The sequence below is a fragment of the Streptomyces sp. NPDC050560 genome, from assembly GCF_044457285.1.
GTDB lineage: Bacteria > Actinomycetota > Actinomycetes > Streptomycetales > Streptomycetaceae > Streptomyces.
The window spans coordinates 281,985-302,848 of sequence record NZ_JBITGT010000005.1 but is presented as its reverse complement, the minus strand read 5'-3'; the positions used below and the strand labels follow the sequence as shown (position 1 = coordinate 302,848).

The window sequence follows — 20,864 nt, the reverse complement described above, 5'->3', positions numbered from 1 at the left end:
GGTGAGGAGGGCGGGCGGATGCTGCGTCTTGGACGGCGTGAGTTCGAGGCCGGGGAGCCGGTGATCATGGCCATCGTCAACAGGACCCCGGACTCCTTCTACGACCGCGGCGCCACGTTCCGTGACGCGCCCGCGCTCGACCGGGTGGAGCGCGCGGTGGCGGAAGGGGCCGAGGTCATCGACATCGGCGGGGTGAAGGCGGGCCCGGGCGACGAGGTGACGGCCGAGGAGGAGGTGCGCCGCACGGCGGGCTTCGTCGCCGAGGTGCGGCGGCGCTTCCCCGACGTGGTGATCAGCGTGGACACCTGGCGGCACGAGGTCGGCGAGGCGGCGTGCGCGGCCGGCGCCGACCTGCTGAACGACGCGTGGGGCGGGGTCGACCCGAGGCTCGCGGAGGTCGCGGCGCGCCACCGCGTCGGGCTGGTCTGCACCCACGCGGGCGGGGTCGCCCCGCGCACCAGGCCGCACCGGATCGCCTACGACGACGTGATGGCGGACATCCTGCGGGTGACACTCGGCCTGGCCGAACGGGCGGTGGCGCTCGGGGTGCCGCGGGAGTCCGTGCTGATCGACCCGGGGCACGACTTCGGCAAGAACACCCGGCACAGCCTTGAGGCGACGCGGCGGCTCGGCGAGATGGTCGAGACGGGGTGGCCGGTGCTGGTGTCGCTGTCGAACAAGGACTTCGTGGGCGAGACCCTTGACCGCCCTGTGAAGGAACGCCTGGTCGGCACGTTGGCGACGACCGCGGTCTCGGCGTGGCTCGGGGCGCAGATGTACCGGGTGCACGAGGTCGCCGAGACCCGGCAGGTGCTGGAGATGGTGGCCTCCATCGCGGGCCGCAGGGCCCCGGCGGTGGCCCGACGCGGCCTCGCCTAGCCAGGTCACGCCCGCGCCCCCTTCTCCTCGCTCACCCCGGGCTCTCCCCACCTCTCCCCACCTCTCCCCCTTCTCTCCCCTATCCCCTTTCCTCCCCCTCGCCCTTTTCCTCCATGCGGAAGGCCGACGGGTCCCTCCTGGCCGGAGCGGGCGGGGTGTCCTGGAGGCCGGCGAGGCGAGTGGTGACGTCGTCTGCCAGCTTGCCCAGCAGGCGGCCGAGTTCTTCGCGCTCCCCGTCCGGCCAGTCCGCCACGGCGTCCGTGAACCAGCCGATCATGGACGTGGCGTAGCGGTCCGCCGCGTCGGCGCCCTCGGCGGTCGGCTCGATGAGGCTGGCGCGCCGGTCGTGGGGGTCGGCGACGCGACGCACGAGGCCGCGCCGCTCCAGTCCCTGGACCTGCCGGGTGACATGGGGGCCGACGACCTGCATCCGCTCGGCGATGTCCCCGACGCGCATCGCGCCCTGCGCGAGGTGCAGGGTCATCAGGACGTTCACCGCCGGGCGGTCGAGGACGAGGCCGGTCGCCTCGACGGCGCGGTCGCTGAGGCGGCCCCGGGAGATCGCGTTGCTCACCTGCATCAGCCGCCGCAGGACCGCCAGCTCCCCCGCCGTGGGCCGGGCCGCACCCTGCCCCGCCGCCGCTTCGTCGTCCATCCGCACTCCCCCACTTGCATACCTAAGGTAGGTAACTGTATAGTCGAGCCGTGGCCACGCCGAGGGACTCATTGCACCCTCCATGAAGATACCTAAGGTACGCATCTTCTGCTGAAGGAAGGAAGCCCCATGAACAGCTCAGGAAACCGTACGGTCCTCATCTCGGGCGCCAGCATCGCAGGCCCGTCCCTGGCCTACTGGCTCGACCGGTACGGCTTCGAGGTCACCGTGGTCGAGCGGGCCTCCGCGATCCGGGGCGGCGGCTATCCCATCGACATCCGCGGCACGGCCCGCGAGGTCGTCGACCGCATGGGCCTGCTCCCCCGGCTGCGCGAGGCGCACGTCGACACCCGTGCGATCAGCTTCGTGGACATCGAGGGCGATCCGATCAGCACCATGCGCCCCGAGACCCTCACCGGCGGCGTGGAGGGCTTCGACCTCGAAGTGCGCCGGGGCGACCTGGCCGACGCCCTCTACTCCCTGGTGGGCGAGCGGGTCGAGTTCATCTTCGACGACTCCATCGCCACCCTGGACGACCGCGGCGACCGGGTCGACGTGGTCTTCGAGAGCGGCCTGCGCCGCACCTTCGACCTGGTCGTCGGCGCGGACGGACTGCACTCCCGCACCCGCGGCCTCGTCTTCGGACCCGAGGAGCGGTTCCACCACTATCTGGGCGGCGCCTTCGCGGGCTTCAGCCTGCCGAACGACCTGGGCCTCTCCCACGAAGGGGTCGTCTGGAGCGCGCCCGGCCGTGCGGCCGTCCTCTACGCCCAGGAGCCGGGCGACCGGGTGTACGGCTTTCTGAACTTCCGCCAGGAGGTGCCGCCGTACCACGCCTTCCGGGACCCCGGGGCGCAGCGCGAGCTGGTCGCGGCCACGTTCCCCGAGCAGAGCTGGCATGTGCCGCGGCTGGTGAAGGCGATGTGGGAGGCGCCCGACCTGTTCTTCGACGTCATCAGCCAGATCCACATGCCCGCCTGGTCCCGCGGCCGGGTGGCGCTGGCGGGGGACGCGGCGCACGCCACGTCGTTCCTCTCGGGCCAGGGTTCGAGCGTCGCCCTCGTCGGCTCCTACATCCTGGCCGGAGAGCTGGCCCGGCACCCGGACCACGACCAGGCTTTCGCCGCGTACGAACGGAAGGCGCGCGGCTTCGCGGAGCGGAACCAGGCCCTGGCCGGCCATGGCGGCACCCATCTGGCCCCCGCCACCCAGGAGGAACTCGACGCGCGCAACGCGGCCCTGCGCGACCCCAGCACCCTCAAGTCGACCGAGAACCACGAGGCGAGCATCGCGCTGACGCTGCCCGACTACGGGCGGGCGGAGTGAGCGCGCCGCCCCGCCCCCAGGAGAGCGGGCACCGCCCTCGGCGCCCGCAGTGCCCGCGCGGCCCGACGGGCCCGGGTCTAGAGCCCCGTCTCCTTGGTCACCAGGCGCACCGCCTCGTCCACATCGTCCGTCAGATGGAAGAGCAGCAGGTCCTTCTCGGCCGCCTTGCCCTGGGCGACCAGGGTGTTCCGCAGCCAGGACACCAGACCTCCCCAGTACTCGGTGCCGAAGAGGACGATGGGGAAGCGGGTGACCTTCTCCGTCTGGACCAGGGTCAGTGCCTCGAAGAGTTCGTCCAGGGTGCCGAGGCCGCCGGGGAGGACCACGAAGCCCTGCGCGTACTTGACGAACATCATCTTGCGGACGAAGAAGTAGCGGAAGTTCAGCCCGATGTCGACATAGGCGTTGAGGCCCTGCTCGAAGGGCAGCTCGATGCCGAGGCCGACGGAGGTGCCGCCCGCCTCGGAGGCGCCCTTGTTGGCCGCTTCCATGGCGCCGGGGCCACCGCCGGTGATCACGGCGAAGCCCGCGTCCACCAGGGCGTGGCCGAGCCTGACGCCCGCCTCGTACTCCGGGGAGTCGGGCGGGGTGCGGGCCGAGCCGAAGACGCTGATCGCGGCGGGCAGCTCGGCGAGGGTGCCGAAGCCCTCGATGAACTCGGACTGGATGCGCAGCACCCGCCAGGGGTCGGTGTGCACCCACTCCGAGGGGCCGTCCGAGTCGAGCAGCCGCTGATCGGTGGTGCCCGGCTTGATCTGGCCGCGCCGCCGCAGCACAGGCCCGAGCCGCTGTTCGGCCCTGGCCCCCCTGCCGCCTTCGGGATTGCTCATGCATCGCTCCTTTCGCCGGGCCCCCTGGGCGCGCGGCCCCCTGTGGGCACGCCGCCCGGGCCCCGCGTCGTCCGTGCTTGTCCGGCGTCCAGCGTAGATCGGCGCCGAATACTTGCGGGGGACCCGTGGATAACGTGGGGTCAATCCATGGTTGCCGGGTCACGCCTCAGGAGGTGAGCCAGGCGCGCAGACGCTCCTCGGTGGCGAGGATCTTGGCGGTGTCCACATGCTCGTCCCGCTTGTGGGCGAGGTGCGGATTGCCGGGGCCGTAGTTCACCGCCGGGACGCCGAGGGAGCTGAAGCGGGAGACGTCGGTCCAGCCGTACTTGGGCTGGGGGGTGCCGCCGACGGCGGCGACGAAGGCGGCGGCCGCGGGGTGGGACAGCCCGGGGCGGGCGGCACCGCTGTGGTCGTCGACGGTGAACTCCTCGACGGGGCAGTCCGCGAAGACCTCACGGACATGGGCCAGTGCCTCGTCGCCGCTGCGGTCGGGGGCGTAGCGGTAGTTGACGGTGACGGTGCAGACGTCGGGGATGACGTTCCCGGCGACGCCGGCCTCGATACGGACCGCGTTCAGGCCCTCGCGGTACTCCAGGCCGTCGACGACGGGGCGCCGGGGCTCGTAGGCGGCCAGCCGGTCGAGGAGGGGGGCGGCGGCGTGGATGGCGTTGGCGCCCATCCAGCTCCGGGCGGAGTGGGCGCGCTCGCCGCGGGTGCGCAGCAGCACCCGCAGGGTGCCCTGGCAGCCGCCCTCGACCTGGCCGTCGGAGGGTTCGAGGAGGACGGCGAAGTCGCCCGCGAGCCAGTCGGGGTGGGCCTCGGCGAGGCGGCCGAGGCCGTTGAGGTGGGCGGCGACCTCCTCGTTGTCGTAGAAGACGAAGGTGAGGTCGCGCAGTGGCTCGGTGACAATGGCGGCGATCCGCAGTTGGACGGCGACGCCTGACTTCATGTCACAGGTCCCGCAGCCCCACAGCACCCCGTCGGCGTCGAGGCGGGAGGGCACGTTGTCGGCGATGGGCACGGTGTCGATATGCCCGGCGAGGATGACGCGCTCCGGCCTGCCGAGTGCGGTACGGGCGACGATGTTGTTGCCGTACCGGTCGACGGTGAGGTGCGGCAGGGCGCGCAGGGCCGTCTCGATCGCGTCGGCGAGGGGCTTCTCCTCGCCGCTCGGGGAGGCAGTGTCGACGAGTTGGGCGGTCAGCGCGGCGGCGTCCGCGAAGAGGTCGAGAGGAGTGTCGGGAGGGGTGCGGTCCATGGGCCGACGATAGCGGCGCCGGGTGTGCGGGCGCGGCGGGCGGTGCGGGGCGCCGCGAAAAGCGGAAAGAGCGTGGCCGTGGGGCTAGTACCGTGTTCGGGTGCCAGAGAGTTCCTTCTTCCGAGCCGGTCGGCTGCTTCGGGCCGGGGCCGCCTTTGTCGTGCTGATCGCGCTGGCCGGATATCTGGTGGCGCAGTACACCTCGGGGCGCCGGGCCCAGGCACGCTGCCAGGTGGTGTCGGGCGGGGACCGCGGGCCCTCGTACCAGCTCACCGCGGAGCAGGCCGTCAACGCGGCGACGATCTCGGCCGTGGGAACGTCGCGCGGTATGCCGGGCCGGGCGGTGACGATCGCGCTGGCGACGGCGCTCCAGGAGTCGGGGCTGCGCAATCTGCCGCACGGCGACCGTGACTCGCTCGGACTGTTCCAGCAGCGGCCCTCGCAGGGCTGGGGCACCAAGGCACAGATCATGGACCCGGCGTACGCGGCGGGGCAGTTCTACGCGCATCTCGCCAAGGTGCCGCAGTACACGGCGCTGCCGTTGACGGAGGCGGCGCAGCGGGTGCAGCGCAGCGGGTTCCCCGACGCGTACGCGAAGCACGAGCCGGACGCGAGGCTGCTGGCGGCGGCGTTCACCGGGCAGGCCCCCGGGACCCTGAGCTGCCGGGGCGACTACGACGGCACGCCGGGCGATCCGGCGAAGGTGCGCAGGGCGTTGGTCCGCGACTTCGGCAGCGCGGTGCTTGCGCCGGTGGCGGACGCCTCCCCCGCGGGCGGCGCGGCCGGGGCCGCCGGGCACCCCGCGCCCTCGAAGACGCCCTCCGCGACGCCCGTGCCCGGCACGGTGACGGTTCCGGTGGCGCCGGGGAACGGGCAGGAGCAGCGCCGGGGTTGGGAGCTTGCGCACTGGGCGGTGGCGAACTCGTCGGCGCTGGGCATCCGGCGGGTCGACTACGCGGGGCGGCGCTGGAGCGCGGGCCAGGACACCACGGACGTCGCCTGGCCCCGGGTCCCGGCACCGCGCGACACCGGGCAGGGCGCCTCGGGCCCCGGCAAGTCCGCCGGGGGCGGCACCGCCGACTCCTACGGCCAGGTCCGCATCGCCACCGCTCCGTGAGCGGGTCCGCGACTCGCAACTCCCGCCGCTTGCGCGGCCTTGTGACCGGCGCCCCCGTGACCGGCACCACCCTGCGACCGGTGTGAACCGTGAGCCCGTGACCGGCGCGCGCCCCTCCGGAACCCGCACAACCCCGCGGCTACCGCCCCCGCCGAGGCCCGCCGCGCCGTCGACTCCGACAATCGGCCCCATGACGGTCACCGTCCCTTGACCGCAAGTGCGTTCGCGCCTTCCCTCGGGGGAAGGAAGGGTGGGGGTTCGGGGTGGGGCCGTCCGGGGGATGCGGGCCGTGCCGGGGGGTGGGTCCGCTGCCCTTGGGAACAGCGAGGCGTAAGCATTCTGCAAACACGCGGGCGCGGCGGCGTTTGACCGCTTTTATCCGCAGCAGATAATGCGATGCATTGCGAACTCTTTGCGGAACGGCACCGCAACCTTCCCGGTCTTCGAGCGGTAGTCAGTGCGTCCGAGCGCCGATCCCGGCCGGACGCACCGTCAGACGAGTTCCGCCTCGAAGGAGCACCATGTACTTCCCCTCGCCCCGCCGGATCGCCCGTGCCGCGCTGCTCGCCGCGGCGGTCGCGGCGCCCGTGGCCGGCGCCGCGGGCACCGCGAGCGCCGCGCCCGCCACGCAGGACCTGGCCGGTCTCAGCACCCTCGACACGGCGTCTGTCACCGGCACCGTGGACCACACGGCCGCCGGTCTCGCGGGCGCCACGGGCGCCAAGAGCAGCGAGACCGTGGACAAGGCGGTCCCGGCCGCGGGCCACACGCTCGGCAACGGTGTGAAGACCGCGACCCCGGTGGCGCAGCAGGCCGCGGGCGACGTCTCCAAGGCGGCGGGCAAGACCGTCGGCAGCGCGGCGGACTCGGCGACCGGCTCGCACGTGCCGACCGAAGAGGTCGTCGGGCAGGTCGCGCCTGTCGTCGGCAAGGCGGCGCCGGTCGCGGGGAGCCTGCCGCTCGGCGGCTGAGACCGCGCGCGGACTTCCGGGAGCCCGCCCCTCGGGGCCTCCCGGCCTGTACCGCCATCCCCCTCCCCCAGAAAGGGGCCGGGAAGCATTCGCTTCCCGGCCCCTTTCGACGTTCCCGCCCCGGCCCCGCCGTGCGGGGGCGGCTCAGGAGAGCCGGGCGGCGGCCTTGGCGACGCCCTCATCGCTGACGGTCAGGGAGACACGGATGTACCGCTCCCCGCGCGGGCCGTAGAAGTCGCCCGGGGTGGCGAGGACGCCGAGGTCGGCGAGGTGGGAGACGGTGTCCCAGCAGTTCTCGCCGCGGGTCGCCCACAGGTAGAGCCCGGCCTCGCTGTGCTCGATACGGAACCCGTGCTGCTCCAGCGCGCCGCGCAGCAGCGTGCGCCGCGCCGCGTAGCGCTCGCGCTGCGCGTGGACGTGGGTGTCGTCGCCGAGCGCCGCGATGGCGGCGGCCTGCGCGGGCGAGGGCGTCATCATCCCGCCGTGCTTGCGGACCTGGAGGAGTTCCTGGAGCACGGTCTCGTCGCCGACGAGGAACGCGAAGCGGTAGCCCGCCAGGTTGGAGCGCTTGGACAGGGAGTGGACGGCGACCAGGCCCTCGTACGAGCCGCCGCGGACCTCGGGGTCGAGGACCGACACGGGCTCGGTGTCCCAGCCGAGTTCCAGGTAGCACTCGTCGCTGAAGACGAGCACGCCGTGCTCGCGGGCCCAGGCCACGATCCGGACCAGCTCGTCCTTGGGGATCACCTGGCCCGTCGGGTTGGAAGGGGAGTTCAGCCAGAGCAGCTTCAGGCCCGCCGGGTCGAGCGTGGTCGGATCGTCGTACGGCACCGGCTCCGCGCGCGCGAGGCGGGCGCCGATCTCGTACGTCGGGTAGGCGAGGGCGGGGAAGGCGACCCGGTCGCCCGGGCCGAGGCCGAGCTGGGTCGGCAGCCAGGCCACCAGTTCCTTGGAGCCGAGCACGGGCAGGACGTTGCGGTGGGTGAGCCCGGTGGCGCCGAGCCGCCGCTCGCTCCAGGAGGTGAGGGCGTCACGGAGCGCCGGGGTGCCCCACACGGTGGGGTAGCCGGGCGAGTCGGCGGCGGCGGTCAGCGCCTTCTGGACGAGTTCTGGCACCGGGTCGACGGGGGTGCCGACGGTGAGGTCGACGCCACCGTCCGGATGCGCCTGGGCCCGCTCCCAGTACGGCGTCAGATGGTCCCAGGGGAAGTCGGGAAGCAGGGCGGAAACGGGGGGCACGGCACTCACTCTTTCTTGTGCGTGGACGAGCGGTGGAGCGGGGGGCGGGGCGGGCGCCCGCGCAAACGGCAAACGCCTCGGTCCGCACGGCGGGGTGCCGTGCGGACCGAGGCGGCGCTGCTGCGGGTGGCCCCGGTCAGTGCTCCTGCGGCGGCAGGGCGGCGACGAAGGGGTGGTCGCGCTCGATCAGCCCGAGCTTGCTGGCACCGCCGGGCGAGCCGAGTTCGTCGAAGAACTCGACGTTCGCCTTGTAGTAGTCCTTCCACTCCTCCGGGGTGTCGTCCTCGTAGAAGATCGCCTCGACCGGGCAGACCGGTTCGCAGGCGCCACAGTCGACGCACTCATCCGGGTGGATGTAGAGGGAGCGCTGGCCCTCGTAGATGCAGTCGACCGGGCACTCCTCGATGCACGCCTTGTCCTTCAAGTCGACACAAGGCTGCGCGATGACGTAGGTCACGCTGTCGTTCCTCCTCGATAGGGCGCTGGGGGGCTTCCTCGGGCCCCGCAGCCTGGCGCGCGGGGAGCGCGGCGTCGTCGATGCCCGCTCTAGTATCTCCGTTCCGGGACCTGATCCGAACACGAGGGGTGGGCAGAGTGGTGGAATTCCTGGCCCAGGGCCGACTCGAAATCCGCATTACCCCCGCTGACGTGGGGAAACGCGTTTCGGTGCGCCGTCTCAACGACGGGCCCGAGGGCTCGGGGCGGTTCACGGACACGGTAGGTGTTCTCACATCATGGGACGACGGTCACCTGCTCATCACGCGGCGTACCGGCGAGAGTGTACGGATCTGCGAGGCCACGCTGGTGGCGGGCAAGGTGGTGCCGCCCGCACCGGCGCGGCGCCGGGGGCCCGCGGCCTCGTACCGGGAGCTGGCGGAGGTGGCGGCGCGGGCCTGGCAGCCGGTGGAGAGCGAGCCGCTCGGCGAGTGGCTGCTGCGGGCGGCGGGCGGTTTCACCCGGCGGGCGAACTCGGTGCTTCCGGCCGGGGACCCCGGGATGCCGCTCGACGGGGCGTTGTCGGCGGTGCGCGAGTGGTACGGGGCGCGCGGGCTCACGCCGTATGCGCAGGTGGCGACCGGTGGGAAGGGCACCCAGGAGGAGTTGTCGGCGGCGCTGGAACAGCGCGGGTGGCGCCGTGAGGTGACGGCCGGGCTCTGGACCGGGGCGCTGGGGCCGCTCGGCGACGCCGGGGGCGCGGCGGCCGGGGCAGTGCGGCTCTCGCGGTCGCTGGACGAGGCGGGGGCGGGGTGGCTGCGGCGGTACGAGAGGTTCCGGGAGCCGCGGCCCGAGGTGCGGCGGGTGTTGGAGGCGGGGCCCTCGGTGTGGTTCGCCACGGTTCCCGGTGACCTTGATGAAGCGACGGGGGACGCGGTGCCCGCGGCCATCGGGCGGTGCGTGGTGGACGGGCGGTGGGCCGGTTTCATGGCGGTGGAGGTGGCGCCGGAGCGGCGGAGGCAGGGGCTGGCGTCCGCGGTGATGGGGGCGCTCGCGCGGCGGGCCCTTGAGGAGGGCGCGTCGGCGGCGTGGCTCCAGGTCGAGGAGGAGAACACGGGGGCACGCGCCCTCTACGAACGGCTCGGCTTCACCCGCCACCACGAGTACCACCACTACCGGCCGGGGGGCGTCTGAGGGGGCGTTCCGGCGGCGGGGGCCGAGGGGCGCGCGGCGGGTGAGGCGCATGCGGCTTCGCCGCCCCGTGCGCGCCATGGCGGGTGGCTCGGGTGCCATAGGGGTACGGGAGTTACGGGTGTTACGGGTGTTACGCCTGCCTTATTCGGTCCCGGTCCTGGTCGCGGTGCCGCCCTTCCCCGCCGCCGTGTGCGGAACCGGGAGTCCCGGGCGTTACGGGAGTCAACCCGCCGCGCCCACCCGGCCGCTGCGCTCTCTACCGAGCCGCGCGCGCAAGGGAACCGGCCGAGCCGCCGCACGCACCGCTCAGCGGCCGGATGACAGTGCCAGGCTCACCGTCCCCGCCGTCGCCGTCAGGGCGGGGGCGAAGGAGAGCAGGGTCTCGGTGGGGACCAGCAGGGTGAGGGTCGAGATGCTGACGCCGCCGACGGGGGCGCCGGTGTGGTCGAGGACCGGGGCCGCGATACAGCGGATGGTCTGCTCGTTCTCCTCGTTGTCGATGGCGAAGCCGCGCTCCCTGACCGCGGCAAGCTCCTCGTGCAGCCGGGCCGGCTCCGTGAGGGTGGAGGCGGTGCGGGCGGGCAGGCCGACGCGGGCCACGATCTCGTCCACCTCCGTACGCGGCAGATGCGCGAGGACGCACTTGCCGATGCCGGTGCAGTGCAGCGGGATGCCCATGCCGATGCGCGACGCCATCTGGTAGGGCTGGTCCCCGGCCACCTTGTGGGAGTAGACCGCGTGGTCGCCGCTGCGCAGCGCCATGTGGACGGTGTGGCCGACCTTGGCCGAGAGCCGCTCGATGAGGTCGCCGACCCCGGCCTGCGCGATGGACGCCTGGGTGGCGGCGGCGAGGGCCAGGGCGCGGGGTCCAGGACGGTAGGTGCCGGAGCCGCCGTCGAGGACGAACCCCAGCTCGACGAGGGTGCCGAGGATGCGATGGACGCTCGCCTTGGGGATCGCGGTGTCCGTGGCGATGTCCGCGAGGCGGCGCGGTCCCGGGCCCGTCACGGCGGCCTCGAGGATGGTGACCGCCTTGGCCGCCGCGTTGCCCGCCGCGGACGAACGGCCGCCGCGCCGGGCCGGCTTACCGGCGCCCCCGTCGGCGCCCTGCTCGCCGTCCTTGTCGGCGCCCTTCTCGGCGTCCCTCTCCGCGTCCGCAGGCCCGTTCCCGCCCATGAGCACTCCCCCTCGCATCCGTTGACGCTCCTTCAGAGGCCCGAGTACGGTCACAAATGTTCCACAAGGCAGAGCATCGGTCCGCTACGCGGAACGATCTCACCCTAGCGCACGATGAGCGACTTCCGGCCGACTTCCTTTCGGCCGGGGCTCGGCCGGGACTCGGCCGGGGCGACTTCCCGGGACCATCCGGCGGGCCGCCGTTCCGCATGCGCCTCGGCACCTCCCATACGACCCAAGCGCCCCCGGTACGAAGCGGGTTGCCCCAGCCCCGGCCGGTGCCTCGTCGGCGTCGACGACCCGCCCCGCCGTCCGCGTGCCCGCCTCCGACCAGGGCATACCCTGGGCGTTCACCCGTCACCGCCCGGAAGGCACCGCCCATGTCATCCCCCGAGCCGCCGCGCCCGGCAGGGCCCGAGCAGGACGCCGAGTGGCGGCGGCAGTTCGCCGCCGAGGCCCGCTCGGAGCGCCCCGACCTCTCCCGGCTCTGCCTGCTGCTCGGCGCCGTGGCCGACGCGTCGCTCACCGCCGAGGGCATCGACGCGGCCCAGATCGAACTCGACCGGCTCGCCGGCGAGGTGCCCTACCGGCCGGGCGGGCCCGAGGCGTGGGCGCGCGCGGTCGGCACCCTGCTGGGCGGGCGCTACGGGTTCCACGGCACCCCCGCCGACTACCGCTCGGTGGCGTCCTCGCTGCTGCACCGGGTGCTCACCGGCCGCCGGGGGCTGCCGATCCTGCTGTCGGTGGTCTGGGAGGAGGTCGCGCGGCGCGCCGGGGCGCCGGTGTTCGGGGTGGCGCTGCCGGGGCGGTTCCTCGTCGGCTTCGGGGAGCCGGGCGAGGGGGTGTTCGCGGACCCCTTCGAGGGCGGCGGGATCGTCGACAGGGACGGCGCGCGGCGGCTTGTCGCCGAGTCCACCGGGGCCGAGATCCCGCTCGACGCCACGGCGTTCGAGCCCGCGGGGCCGCTCGACGTGGTGCTGCGCGTGCTGAACAACATCCGCGCCTGGGCGGGGGCGCGGCCCGAGCACTCCGCGGTGGCGCTGTGGGCGGTGGAGCTTTCGCTGCTGCTGCCCTCGCACCCGGCGGCCCTGCGCCAGGAGCGCGGCGAAGTCCTCATCGGGCGCGGCGAGTTCCTGACCGGCGCCGCGGAACTCGACGCGTACGCCGAACTGGTCGAGGTCGTCGACGAGGCGGGCGCCGAGCGGGTACGGGCGAAGGCGCGGGAGGCACGGGCGATGCTCAACTGACCCGCGGCGCACCGCACCACACCGCACCGGTCCGCACCACACCGGTCACCACGCGGGCCCGTACCGGCTCGCCCCCGGACCGGGTCCCGGGCCGCCCGCGCCCGCCCCGGCGTCCCTACAGCCAGCCCTTCTCCTCCGCCAGCTTCGCCGCCTCCGCGCGGTTGCGCACGGCGAGCTTCTGGATGGCGGTGGAGAGGTAGTTGCGCACCGTGCCCTGCGACAGGTGGAGGGCGGCGGCGAGTTCGGCGTTGGTGGAGCCGTCGGCGGCGGCGCGCAGCACCTCGCGCTCCCTGCCGGTGAGCGGGTTGGCGCCCTCGGCGAGGGCGGCGGCGGCCAGCGTGGGGTCGATGACCCGCTCGCCGCCGAGCACCGTGCGCACCGCGGCGGCGAGTTCCGCGGCGGGCGCGTCCTTCACGAGGAAGGCGTCCGCGCCCGCCTCCATGGCGCTGCGCAGATAGCCGGGGCGGCCGAAGGTGGTGAGGATGACGACCTTGAGCCCCGGCAGCTCGGCGGTGGCCCGCGCCGCCGCCTCGATACCGGTCATGCCGGGCATCTCGATGTCGAGGAGCGCCACGTCGACCCCGTGCTCGCGGGCGGCGGCCAGCACCTCGTCGCCCCTGGCCACCTGCGCCACCACCTCGATGTCCTCTTCGAGGCCGAGCAGGGCGGCGAGCGCCTCGCGGACCATCGACTGGTCCTCGGCGAGCAGGACTCTGATCGTGCGGCTCATGGGGCGGATCTTACGGCCGGTGCCGCCGCCAGCGGCACCCTGGCACGGAGCGTGAAGCCGCCGCGGCGGCCCGCGGAGAAGGCGACGGTGCCGCCGACCGGGGCCAGCCGCTCCCGCATGCCGGTGAGTCCGTTGCCGGGGACCGCGGTGCCGCCGTTGCCGTCGTCGGCGACCGTGAGGGCGAGAAAGGCGCCGTCCAGGGTCTGCTGTCCCGCGAGGGTGACGGTGCAGCTCCGGGCGCCGCTGTGCCGCACCACGTTGGTGACGGCCTCGCGCAGCGTCCAGGCGAGCGCGGACTCCGCCTCCTCGCCAAGACCGGACGGCAGCGTGAAGCCCTGCACATCGTCGGCGGCCATCGCGGGCACCTCCGAGGCGATCTCGGCGGCGGCGAGGGCGGCCTTGGCCGCCGCCAGCTCCCCGCCGAGCCGTGGCCTTCTGAAGCCGGTGACCGCGGCCCTGACGTCCACCATCGCCTGGCGGCTGACCTTCTCGATGTCGGCGACCTGCTGGGCCGCGCCCTCGGGCCGCTCCGGCAGCATCCGGCCGGCCAGCTCGCTCTTGAGCGTGATCAGCGACAGCGAGTGGCCCAGCAGGTCGTGCAGGTCGCGCGCCATCCGCATGCGCTCCTCGTTGGCGGCCAGTTCGGCCACCTCCGCGCGGGCCCTGCGCAGCTCGATCGTGGTCAGCACCAGGTGCCGTACGCCGGTCATGGCGAGCCCGGCGAGCGCGGCCGGCAGGATCAGATTGCGGTGGAAGGCGCCGTAGAGCGCGCTCAGGGCGGTCGTCGCCAGCACCACCACGACGACCGCGAACCGCGCCATCCGCAGCGGGAGCACCGAGCCCACGGCGGCGCAGACGTACACGAGCAGCACCAGCCACGCGTCGCCCAGGCTCAGGATCAGTGCCAGCGACAGCGCGACAAGCGCCCCCAGCATGCCCCACATCACCGGCCTCGCCACGGGCCTGCCGGTGAACCAGAACAGCAGCGACAGATAGATCGCGACGAAGCAGACGAGTCCTGCCCAGCCCAGTGTGACCACGAGGGCCGAGTGGTCGCCGCCGATGAGGTACTGCACCGGGGCGGTGCAGTACACCAGCCAGATGGAGACCCCGAAGAACCTGGCCACCCGCTGTCGTCGATAGCCGGCCCCGGCGAAGACGCCCATTCCCGACGTCCTTCGCGCGGGGGCCTGTGCCTGGGTCGTGGTGCTCACGCCTTCCGGGTGTCCTTCCGGTACAGCCAGGCGGCGCCGCCCGCGAACAGCAGGAAGTAGACGACGAGCAGCGACAGGTCCTTGCCGCCCGGGGCGTCGCCCCGCTCGATGGCCTGGCCGAGGCCCGCGTACGCGTGCGTGGGCAGCCAACTGGAGATGTGCCGCAGCCAGTCGGGGAAGCTGGTGGCAGGCATCCAGAGCCCGCCGAGCAGGGAGAGGCCGAAGTACAGCAGCATGGTGATCGGGCGCACCGCGTCGCCGGTGGCGATGTAGCCGATGGCGACGCCGAGCGCGGCGAAGACGAGGCTGCCCGCCCAGATGGCGAAGGTCAGCGCCACCCACTGCCAGGCGTCGAGGCGCACGTCCTTGGCGACGGCGGCCACGACGAAGACGACCACGATCGCCGGGAGGCTGACCACGGCGGCGCTGGCGATCTTGGCGAGTACGTAGCCGCGGCCGGGCAGGGTGGTCAGCCGCAGTTGGCGCACCCAGCCATTCTCCCGCTCCTTGGCGATGCGCTCGCTGTTGCCCATGAGCACGGCGGTCAGGGCGCCGAAGGACGCCATCGACACCATGAAGAAGGTGGCGAGGGTGAGCCCGGTGCCCTCGACCTGCTCGGCGCCGCCGCTGTTCACGATGATGATGAACAGCAGGGCCGGGTAGAGCACCGAGAAGAACATGAACTTCCGGTTGCGCAGAGCCCTGGTCAGCTCCAGCCTGATGAGTCCCGTCATGCCGACTTGGCCTCCTCAGCCGAGGTGATGGCGACAAACGCCTGTTCAAGACCGAGGCCGCTGACCTCCAGGTTGCGTGGGTAGACCCCGAGGCCGTACAGCGCGTGCACGGTGGCGTCCGCGTCGCCCGACTGGATGCGCACCGTGTGCCCCGACACGTCGATCGAGGTGAGGAACGGCAGTCCGCGCAGCGCCCGGACCAGGTCGCCGCTCCCGGAGGCCCCCGCCGCCCCCGGGCCGCCGCCCCTGCCCGGTGTCTCCAGGGCGTCGAGGTCGAAGGCGATGCGCCGGGCCCCGGCCTTGGCCTTGATCTCGGCGGAGCTGCCGTCGGCGAGCAGCCTGCCGCGGTGCAGCACCAGGACGCGGTCCGCGATCGCGTCCGCCTCCTCCAGGTAGTGCGTGGCGAACAGGACGGTGCGGCCCTGCTCCGCCTGCTCGCGCATGGTCGACCAGAACGCCTGGCGGGCGGTGACGTCCATGCCGGTGGTGGGCTCGTCGAGGACGATGAGGTCGCTGTCGCCCGCGGTGGCGAGGGCGAACCTGACGCGCTGCTCCTGCCCGCCGGAGAGTTTGTCGACCTTGCGGTCGGCGATCTGTGCGATCCCGGCCCTCGTGAGGACGGCCTCCACCGGGTACGGGCGCGGGTGCAGCGAGCAGGCCAGCTTCACCAGCTCGGCGACGCTCACGCCGTCCATGAGGCCGCCGCTCTGCAACATGGCCCCGACGCGGCCGTGGGTGATGGCCTCGCGTGGCTCCGTGCCGAACAGCCGGACCGTGCCGGCGTCGGGGTTGCGCAGGCCGAGGAGGAGGTCGAGGGCGGTGGACTTGCCCGCGCCGTTCGGCCCGAGCAGGGCGACCGTCTCGCCCGGGTTCAGCCGCAGGCTGAGCCCGTCGACGGCGCGCACCTGCCCGAAGCTCTTGGTGACCCCCTCGAAGGCCACCGCGGTGGTGCGGGTTGCTTGTGCTGTGGTCATACGGACATCTTGCCGAATCCACCCGGGCCGCAGCAGTGTCGGACATCGTCAGTCCTGGATGACAGATGTCATGTCCCGCGCCGTGTACGCCCCTGCCGTACGCCCCGCCGTCCGGCGCCCACGCCCCCGTGCGCCCCGGCTCCCGCGCGGGTGGCGGGAGGCGGGGCGGTCTCTACGGGCGCGGGGCGGTCAGCTCGTCGGGATGACCCCGACGCGCTCGGCGGGCGTCTTGCCGAGCAGCGCCTTGCGCATGGCGACGATCACGTCCTCCGGCTGCACCGCGGTCTTCTGGCCGCTGCCCCTGGTGATGAGGACGCCGTCGAAGGTGTTCCCGATCAGCTCCTTCACCGCGGCCTTGTCGTACGTCTCGACGAGCTTGCCGTCGACCGCCTTCACGCCGAGGATGCGCGGCAGCGACTTGGCGGGGCCGAGCGGGATGGAGGCGTCGCCCGCCTTGACGGTGACGATGCCGGACATGGCGGGCTGTGCGAAGTCCTTCATCATCCGGTCCACCTCGGCCTTGGAGACGGTGGGCTTGCGGGTGCTCACCGGGAGCTTCACCGGCTCGGCCCGCCCGGTCTCCACCTGGGTGCGGTACGCCTCCTCGACCGCCGGGACCGAGCTGCCCACGTCGACCGACGAGCCCTCCTTGCCGTACACGGGAACGGCCTTGTTGGGCTCGAACCTGATGCTGCCCTCGGTGGCGGAGCCCACCTCGCCCGCGGCGCGCTCCAGCGCGGCGTGCAGCTTCTCCTCGTCGACCGGCATCGCGGGCTGCACCTCGCGCTCGCCGCTGAAGAGCGAGCCGATGACGGTGACGGGGTTGTAGTCGCTGCGCGCCGCGGACTGCACGGTGGCGTCCTCGTCGAGGGTCAGGCCCGCCTGCTCGGGGCTGAGGGGGACCTTCTCGTCGCCGACGGTGAGCTGGATCGGCCTGGCCATGTTCTTGCCGAAGGCCGCGTCGAGCTTCTTGACGGCGTCGTCGCGGGTGCCGCCGCCGATGTCGACGCCGAGGACGGTGGTGCCCTTGGGCACGTCGGAGTGGTTCATCACGAGACCGGCGCCGTACGCCACACCGGCGAGCACGATGACCGCGACCAGCAGCAGGGTCAGCTTGCTGCGGCCCTTCTTCTTCGGCGGGGGCGCCGCCGCCTTGGTCTGCCGCTGCGGCGGCTCCGGCAGCTTCGGCGGGGTGTGCGGCTGCGCCGCCTGGCCGGGGGCGCCCGCGCCGGGGGGCGCGGGCGGGATGCCGCTGGTGAGCGTGGAGCCCGAGACGTGGTCGCCGGGGCCGCCCGCCGCGGGGCCGCCCTGCTTGGCGCCGCGCTGCGGGGTGAGGACCGCGGTGTCGTCGCTGAGCCGCGGCGGCAGCCCGTCCTGGCCCTGGCCGCCCGCGCCCGGCACGTTGGGGCCTGGGCGTCCCGGCGTGAGCGTGCTGTCGCCTGTGCCGGACGCGGTGGGGCCGCCCGGGGCGCCAGGGGCGGGGTCGTCGAGCCCCGCGAGGCCGGAGCGCGGCGGCTCCTGCCCGGGGACGCCGAGGCCGCCGGTCGAGGTCTCCTCGAAGGGGCCGCCCTGGCCGCCGGGCGCGGGGAACTGCCCGGTGGCGTCGACGGCGGGGAACTGCGCGGTCTGCTCGGGCGACGGCGCGGCGAACTGGCCGGTCTGCTCCGGCGAGGGCGCGGGGAACTGCCCGGTCTGCTCCAGGGAGGGCGCGGGGAACTGGCCCGTCTGCTCCGGTACGGGGAACTGCCCCGTCTGGTCCTGCACCGCGAACTGCCCCGTGGGGTCCACCGCGGGGAACTGCGCGGTCTGCTCGGCCACCGGGAAGCCCCCGGTGTCGTCCGTGCCGAACGGGCTGCTCGGCCCGTCCCCCGGCAGGTACTGGCCTGCGGTGTCGTCCTGCGGGGCGTAGTGTCCGCCGGTGTCGTCGTGGCCGGCGAACGGGTCGCCGGGGCCGCCGTGCCCCGGGTGCTCGCCGCGGGCGCCCCCGGCCCCGAAGTCGGGGTAGTCGCCGTAGTCGGAGTAGAACGAGCCGGTGTCCCCCGCGGGCCCCGGCGGCAGCTCGGCGCCGCCCTGGCCCGGGTCGTCCTGGCCGCCCTGGGCGCGCGCGCCCGCGCCGAAGCCGGAGCCGGTGGCCGCCCCCGAGGCGCCGGGGGGCGTGGCGTTCTTCGGCTTGCGGGGTGCGAACCAGTCGCTGGTGCGCGGCTGTTCCTCCGGCTCCGGCTCCTCGGCCGCGGGCGGCTCCGCCTTCGCCTCGGCGGCCTCGCCCGGCGCCTGGGCCGCGGCGTTCGCGTCCGACATCGGGGTGCGCATCACGACGGGCGGAATCGGCCGGGAACCCGGGATGTTGATACGGACCCGGGTGGTCAGCGTCGTCTCGGTCCTGCGTTCCTCGCCAGGCTCGCCCGCGGCGCCGCGGCCCTGGGCGCCGTCCGCGCCCGCCGTGGTCTCGGCGCCCTCACCTGGCCCGCCCGCCGGGACGCCGTACGGCGGCGTACCGGAGGGGTATGCGGTTCCTCCACGCCCCTGGGGGCCGGAAGACGGACTGTCATTTTCACGACTCAAGGCAGGTTCTCCTGATTGGTTCCACCGCCCGATCCGAGGTGGCGCTGGGTTTCCCCCCGCGGCGGACAGGAGGAGGCTCGGCGGCGCGCACCACCATACTGGCCACGGCGAGTCGCCCGCCGGGGACCGCCGGGAAAGCCCTGGCGGACAGGGCCCCGGCCATCGCGCGCCCGCACCACGGCCACGCCGCTCATGTCGCCGTACCGCCGCCTGGGCGGGGACGGACGGGCTGCCACAGGGTGGCACAGAGTGCGGCCACCGCGAGAGAGCCGAACAGGAACAGGTATCCGCCCGCCCCTGCCGCGAACAGGAAGTCCCCCTCGGAGCGTGGCGCGGTCAGCAGCAGCATGGTGATGATCCAGCCCGCCTCGGCCGCCAGCGTGCCGCCCCTGCCGCCGGTGAGCACGGCGCCGCCGACGAAGAGCCCGGCGGCGGCGGCCAGCGAGAGCAGCAGGCCGCCGGGGAACCAGGCGCCCTGCAACAGCGCGCCCGCCACCGCGGCCACCGCGCCGAGCAGCAGGAGCAGTACATGGACCGCGACGCGTCCAGGGCCCGGCCGCGGGGCGGTGCCGCGGGGCGGCGTACCGCCCGGGGTGCTCGCGCCCGCGGAGCCGCGTGGGCTCGCGTTCGCGCGTGCCCTCTTCGTGGCGCTCATCGACGGATTCCTTCCCGTTCCTCCACACCGTGACGCGCGCTCGCGCCGGGGTCGGCGCGGCCCGGCGCCACGGCCGTGCTCACTCCAGTTTCCCGCATCCGGGCGCGTGCGGTACGGCCCCGGGTCCCGCGGGGCCCGGCGCACACGTTTCCCTCACGCCGTGTCCGCGCCGCGCGCGGCATCCTGACCCCCAGACACCCCGGGCGCCCCTGGCACCTCGGGCACCTCGGGCGGGAGACCCGCGAACAGGTCGGCCGCGGGGGCCTCGGTGTCCTTGCCGCCCGCCAACTCGTAGTACTCGGTGGCGAACAGCGGCTGCGCGAGCCCGTTGCTGAGCGCGAACCAGCGGCCCACGACCTCGATCTGGGTGGCGTGCGCGGCCATCGCCGCGGCCTTCGCCTCGGCGTACGGCGTCCCGTCGACCGCGGTGGTGATCCGCTCGTCGTCGACGACGCCGGGAAGGTTCTCCAGGCCGCCGGACCCGGCGAAGGGCAGCGCGCCGAGTTCGCCGGGGAGGTCGGCGAAGCGCTCCAGTGCCACGGAGCGCGGCATCCGGGTCCAGAAGACCCGGGCCACGCGGTGCGGTGCGCCCTCGCCGTGCGCCGGGTCGCCCGCGAGTTCGACGGCGCGGGTCGCGACGCGGTGCGCCTTGACGTGGTCGGGGTGCCCGTAGCCGCCGTCCGGGTCGTAGGTGACCAGGACCTGGGGGCGCAGCTCCCTGACCACCGGCACGAGCAGCGCGGCGGCCTCGTCGAGCGGGGCCGACCAGAACGCTCCCGGGGCGCTGTTCTGCGGGGCGCCCGCCATGCCGGAGTCGCGGTAGCGCCCGGGGCCGCCGAGGAAGCGGTGGTCGCGCACGCCCAGCCGGCGCATCGCGGCGGCCAGTTCGGTCTCGCGGTGCGGCCCGAGGGCGTCGTCGCGGTCGGCGGCGAGGTGCCCGAGGCCCGGCGGGATGATCTCGCCCTCCTCGCCCCGGGTGCAGGTGACCAGCGCGACATGGACGCCCGCGGCCGCGTAAGCGGCCATCGTGGCGCCGTTGTTGATCGATTCGTCGTCGGGGTGCGCGTGGACGAGCAGGAGGCGCCGGCCGGGGAGATCCGTCATGCCGCAAGCCTACGAGGCCCGCGGGTCCTGGACGGCTCCCCCGCGGCGGGGGACGGCACCGGCCGATGCCCCGTGCCCGTGCGCCGGAGGGGCGGGAGGCGGGGCGCCTCCTAGAAGTTGATGTCCCCCAGCATGCCCGCCACGTTGGAGGTCAGGTCGCTGATGGTGGGTGCGACCGAGGAGCTGGCGAGGTAGAAGCCCAGCAGCACACACACCAGGGCGTGGACGCCCTTGAGACCTGACTTCCTGATCAGAATGACGACGATGATCGCCAGCAGCACAACCGCCGAAATCGAGAGTGCCACGGCGGTCCACCTCCAAGATCAGTCACAGTGCGGGGACATGACGAGACCGGATGGAGACGCGGCCCACCAGGACCAGCCCACCCTGCGCCACTGATCATAACTTTCCGTTCCCCCGCATGGATCGCACATGCCAGGAGCACGGCAGCACGAGGGGCGCATGAGCGAAAGGTTCCGGGCGGTTTTCTTTCCCTCTCGCCAACACCCCGCAAATCCCCGCGAATTGCCCCCGTACGACACCCAGGACCCAAGGCAACTCCGA

Annotated in this window: 20 protein-coding genes; 6 read left to right on the top strand and 14 right to left on the bottom strand. The window is 73.8% G+C overall.

Features of this window, described 5'->3' with window-relative positions:
• Positions 1–18: 18 nt before the first annotated feature.
• Positions 19–879, top strand: coding sequence for a dihydropteroate synthase (gene folP / locus ACIBIW_RS13525; protein WP_399335370.1), 861 nt, complete (start codon positions 19–21; stop codon positions 877–879).
• Between the two features lie 79 nt (positions 880–958).
• On the opposite strand, the gene ACIBIW_RS13520 is transcribed toward folP, so the two are convergent.
• Positions 959–1,534: a MarR family winged helix-turn-helix transcriptional regulator gene (locus ACIBIW_RS13520; protein WP_399335368.1), complete on the bottom strand. Its 576-nt coding sequence runs from the start codon at positions 1,532–1,534 to the stop codon at positions 959–961.
• Positions 1,535–1,663: 129 nt separating this feature from the next.
• Between ACIBIW_RS13520 and ACIBIW_RS13515 the strand changes: the two genes are divergently transcribed.
• Positions 1,664–2,860 (top strand): FAD-dependent monooxygenase, encoded by a 1,197-nt coding sequence (locus ACIBIW_RS13515; protein ID WP_399335366.1) that lies wholly within the window; start codon positions 1,664–1,666, stop codon positions 2,858–2,860.
• 77 nt (positions 2,861–2,937) lie between these two features.
• Here the strand turns inward: ACIBIW_RS13515 and ACIBIW_RS13510 are convergent, their stop codons facing one another.
• Together ACIBIW_RS13510 and dapE are read right to left on the bottom strand one after the other, a co-directional pair.
• Positions 2,938–3,690: a TIGR00730 family Rossman fold protein gene (locus ACIBIW_RS13510; protein WP_399335364.1), complete on the bottom strand. Its 753-nt coding sequence runs from the start codon at positions 3,688–3,690 to the stop codon at positions 2,938–2,940.
• 166 nt (positions 3,691–3,856) lie between these two features.
• Positions 3,857–4,948, bottom strand: a complete 1,092-nt coding sequence (dapE, locus tag ACIBIW_RS13505; protein WP_399335362.1) for a succinyl-diaminopimelate desuccinylase — start codon at positions 4,946–4,948, stop codon at positions 3,857–3,859.
• 100 nt (positions 4,949–5,048) lie between these two features.
• Between dapE and ACIBIW_RS13500 the strand changes: the two genes are divergently transcribed.
• Together ACIBIW_RS13500 and ACIBIW_RS13495 are read left to right on the top strand one after the other, a co-directional pair.
• Positions 5,049–6,065 (top strand): heavy metal transporter, encoded by a 1,017-nt coding sequence (locus ACIBIW_RS13500; RefSeq protein WP_399335360.1) that lies wholly within the window; start codon positions 5,049–5,051, stop codon positions 6,063–6,065.
• Between the two features lie 521 nt (positions 6,066–6,586).
• Positions 6,587–7,036 (top strand): ATP-binding protein, encoded by a 450-nt coding sequence (locus ACIBIW_RS13495; RefSeq protein WP_399335359.1) that lies wholly within the window; start codon positions 6,587–6,589, stop codon positions 7,034–7,036.
• Between the two features lie 144 nt (positions 7,037–7,180).
• On the opposite strand, the gene dapC is transcribed toward ACIBIW_RS13495, so the two are convergent.
• Both dapC and fdxA read right to left on the bottom strand, forming a co-directional pair.
• Complete coding sequence (dapC, locus tag ACIBIW_RS13490) at positions 7,181–8,275, bottom strand: succinyldiaminopimelate transaminase (RefSeq protein WP_399335357.1); 1,095 nt, start codon at positions 8,273–8,275, stop codon at positions 7,181–7,183.
• 136 nt (positions 8,276–8,411) lie between these two features.
• A complete protein-coding gene (gene fdxA / locus ACIBIW_RS13485) occupies positions 8,412–8,732 on the bottom strand; it encodes a ferredoxin (protein WP_399335355.1) in 321 nt (106 codons plus the stop codon).
• Positions 8,733–8,872: 140 nt separating this feature from the next.
• On the opposite strand from fdxA, the gene ACIBIW_RS13480 reads away from it, so the two are divergent.
• A complete protein-coding gene (locus ACIBIW_RS13480) occupies positions 8,873–9,904 on the top strand; it encodes a GNAT family N-acetyltransferase (protein WP_399335847.1) in 1,032 nt (343 codons plus the stop codon).
• A gap of 306 nt (positions 9,905–10,210) precedes the next feature.
• Here ACIBIW_RS13480 and ACIBIW_RS13475 read toward each other — a convergent pair whose 3' ends face one another.
• Positions 10,211–11,080 (bottom strand): IclR family transcriptional regulator, encoded by an 870-nt coding sequence (locus ACIBIW_RS13475; RefSeq protein ID WP_399335353.1) that lies wholly within the window; start codon positions 11,078–11,080, stop codon positions 10,211–10,213.
• Between the two features lie 380 nt (positions 11,081–11,460).
• On the opposite strand from ACIBIW_RS13475, the gene ACIBIW_RS13470 reads away from it, so the two are divergent.
• A complete protein-coding gene (locus ACIBIW_RS13470; protein ID WP_399335351.1) occupies positions 11,461–12,327 on the top strand; it encodes a tetratricopeptide repeat protein in 867 nt (288 codons plus the stop codon).
• A 115-nt stretch (positions 12,328–12,442) separates the two neighbouring features.
• Here the strand turns inward: ACIBIW_RS13470 and ACIBIW_RS13465 are convergent, their stop codons facing one another.
• The 8 genes from ACIBIW_RS13465 to ACIBIW_RS13430 form a co-directional block, all read right to left on the bottom strand.
• Positions 12,443–13,057, bottom strand: a complete 615-nt coding sequence (locus ACIBIW_RS13465; protein ID WP_399335350.1) for a DNA-binding response regulator — start codon at positions 13,055–13,057, stop codon at positions 12,443–12,445.
• Positions 13,054–14,223 (bottom strand): sensor histidine kinase, encoded by a 1,170-nt coding sequence (locus ACIBIW_RS13460; protein ID WP_399335845.1) that lies wholly within the window; start codon positions 14,221–14,223, stop codon positions 13,054–13,056. The genes ACIBIW_RS13465 and ACIBIW_RS13460 overlap by 4 nt, the downstream gene beginning before the upstream one ends.
• Positions 14,224–14,267: 44 nt before the next feature.
• Positions 14,268–15,005: an ABC transporter permease gene (locus ACIBIW_RS13455; RefSeq protein ID WP_399335348.1), complete on the bottom strand. Its 738-nt coding sequence runs from the start codon at positions 15,003–15,005 to the stop codon at positions 14,268–14,270.
• On the bottom strand, positions 15,002–15,979 hold the full coding sequence (locus tag ACIBIW_RS13450) for an ABC transporter ATP-binding protein (RefSeq protein ID WP_399335346.1): 978 nt from the start codon (positions 15,977–15,979) through the stop codon (positions 15,002–15,004). The genes ACIBIW_RS13455 and ACIBIW_RS13450 overlap by 4 nt, the downstream gene beginning before the upstream one ends.
• A 189-nt stretch (positions 15,980–16,168) precedes the next feature.
• The gene (locus ACIBIW_RS13445; RefSeq protein ID WP_399335344.1) at positions 16,169–18,541 is read right to left on the bottom strand and encodes a hypothetical protein; all 2,373 of its coding nucleotides are present in this window, start codon (positions 18,539–18,541) and stop codon (positions 16,169–16,171) included.
• A gap of 190 nt (positions 18,542–18,731) precedes the next feature.
• Positions 18,732–19,196, bottom strand: a complete 465-nt coding sequence (locus ACIBIW_RS13440) for a DUF6113 family protein (RefSeq protein ID WP_399335342.1) — start codon at positions 19,194–19,196, stop codon at positions 18,732–18,734.
• Positions 19,197–19,349: 153 nt separating this feature from the next.
• Positions 19,350–20,300, bottom strand: a complete 951-nt coding sequence (mshB, locus tag ACIBIW_RS13435) for an N-acetyl-1-D-myo-inositol-2-amino-2-deoxy-alpha-D-glucopyranoside deacetylase (RefSeq protein WP_399335340.1) — start codon at positions 20,298–20,300, stop codon at positions 19,350–19,352.
• Positions 20,301–20,410: 110 nt separating this feature from the next.
• Entirely contained in the window at positions 20,411–20,605 is a 195-nt protein-coding gene (locus ACIBIW_RS13430) for a hypothetical protein (protein WP_399335338.1), read from the bottom strand.
• Between the last annotated feature and the right edge of the window lie 259 nt (positions 20,606–20,864).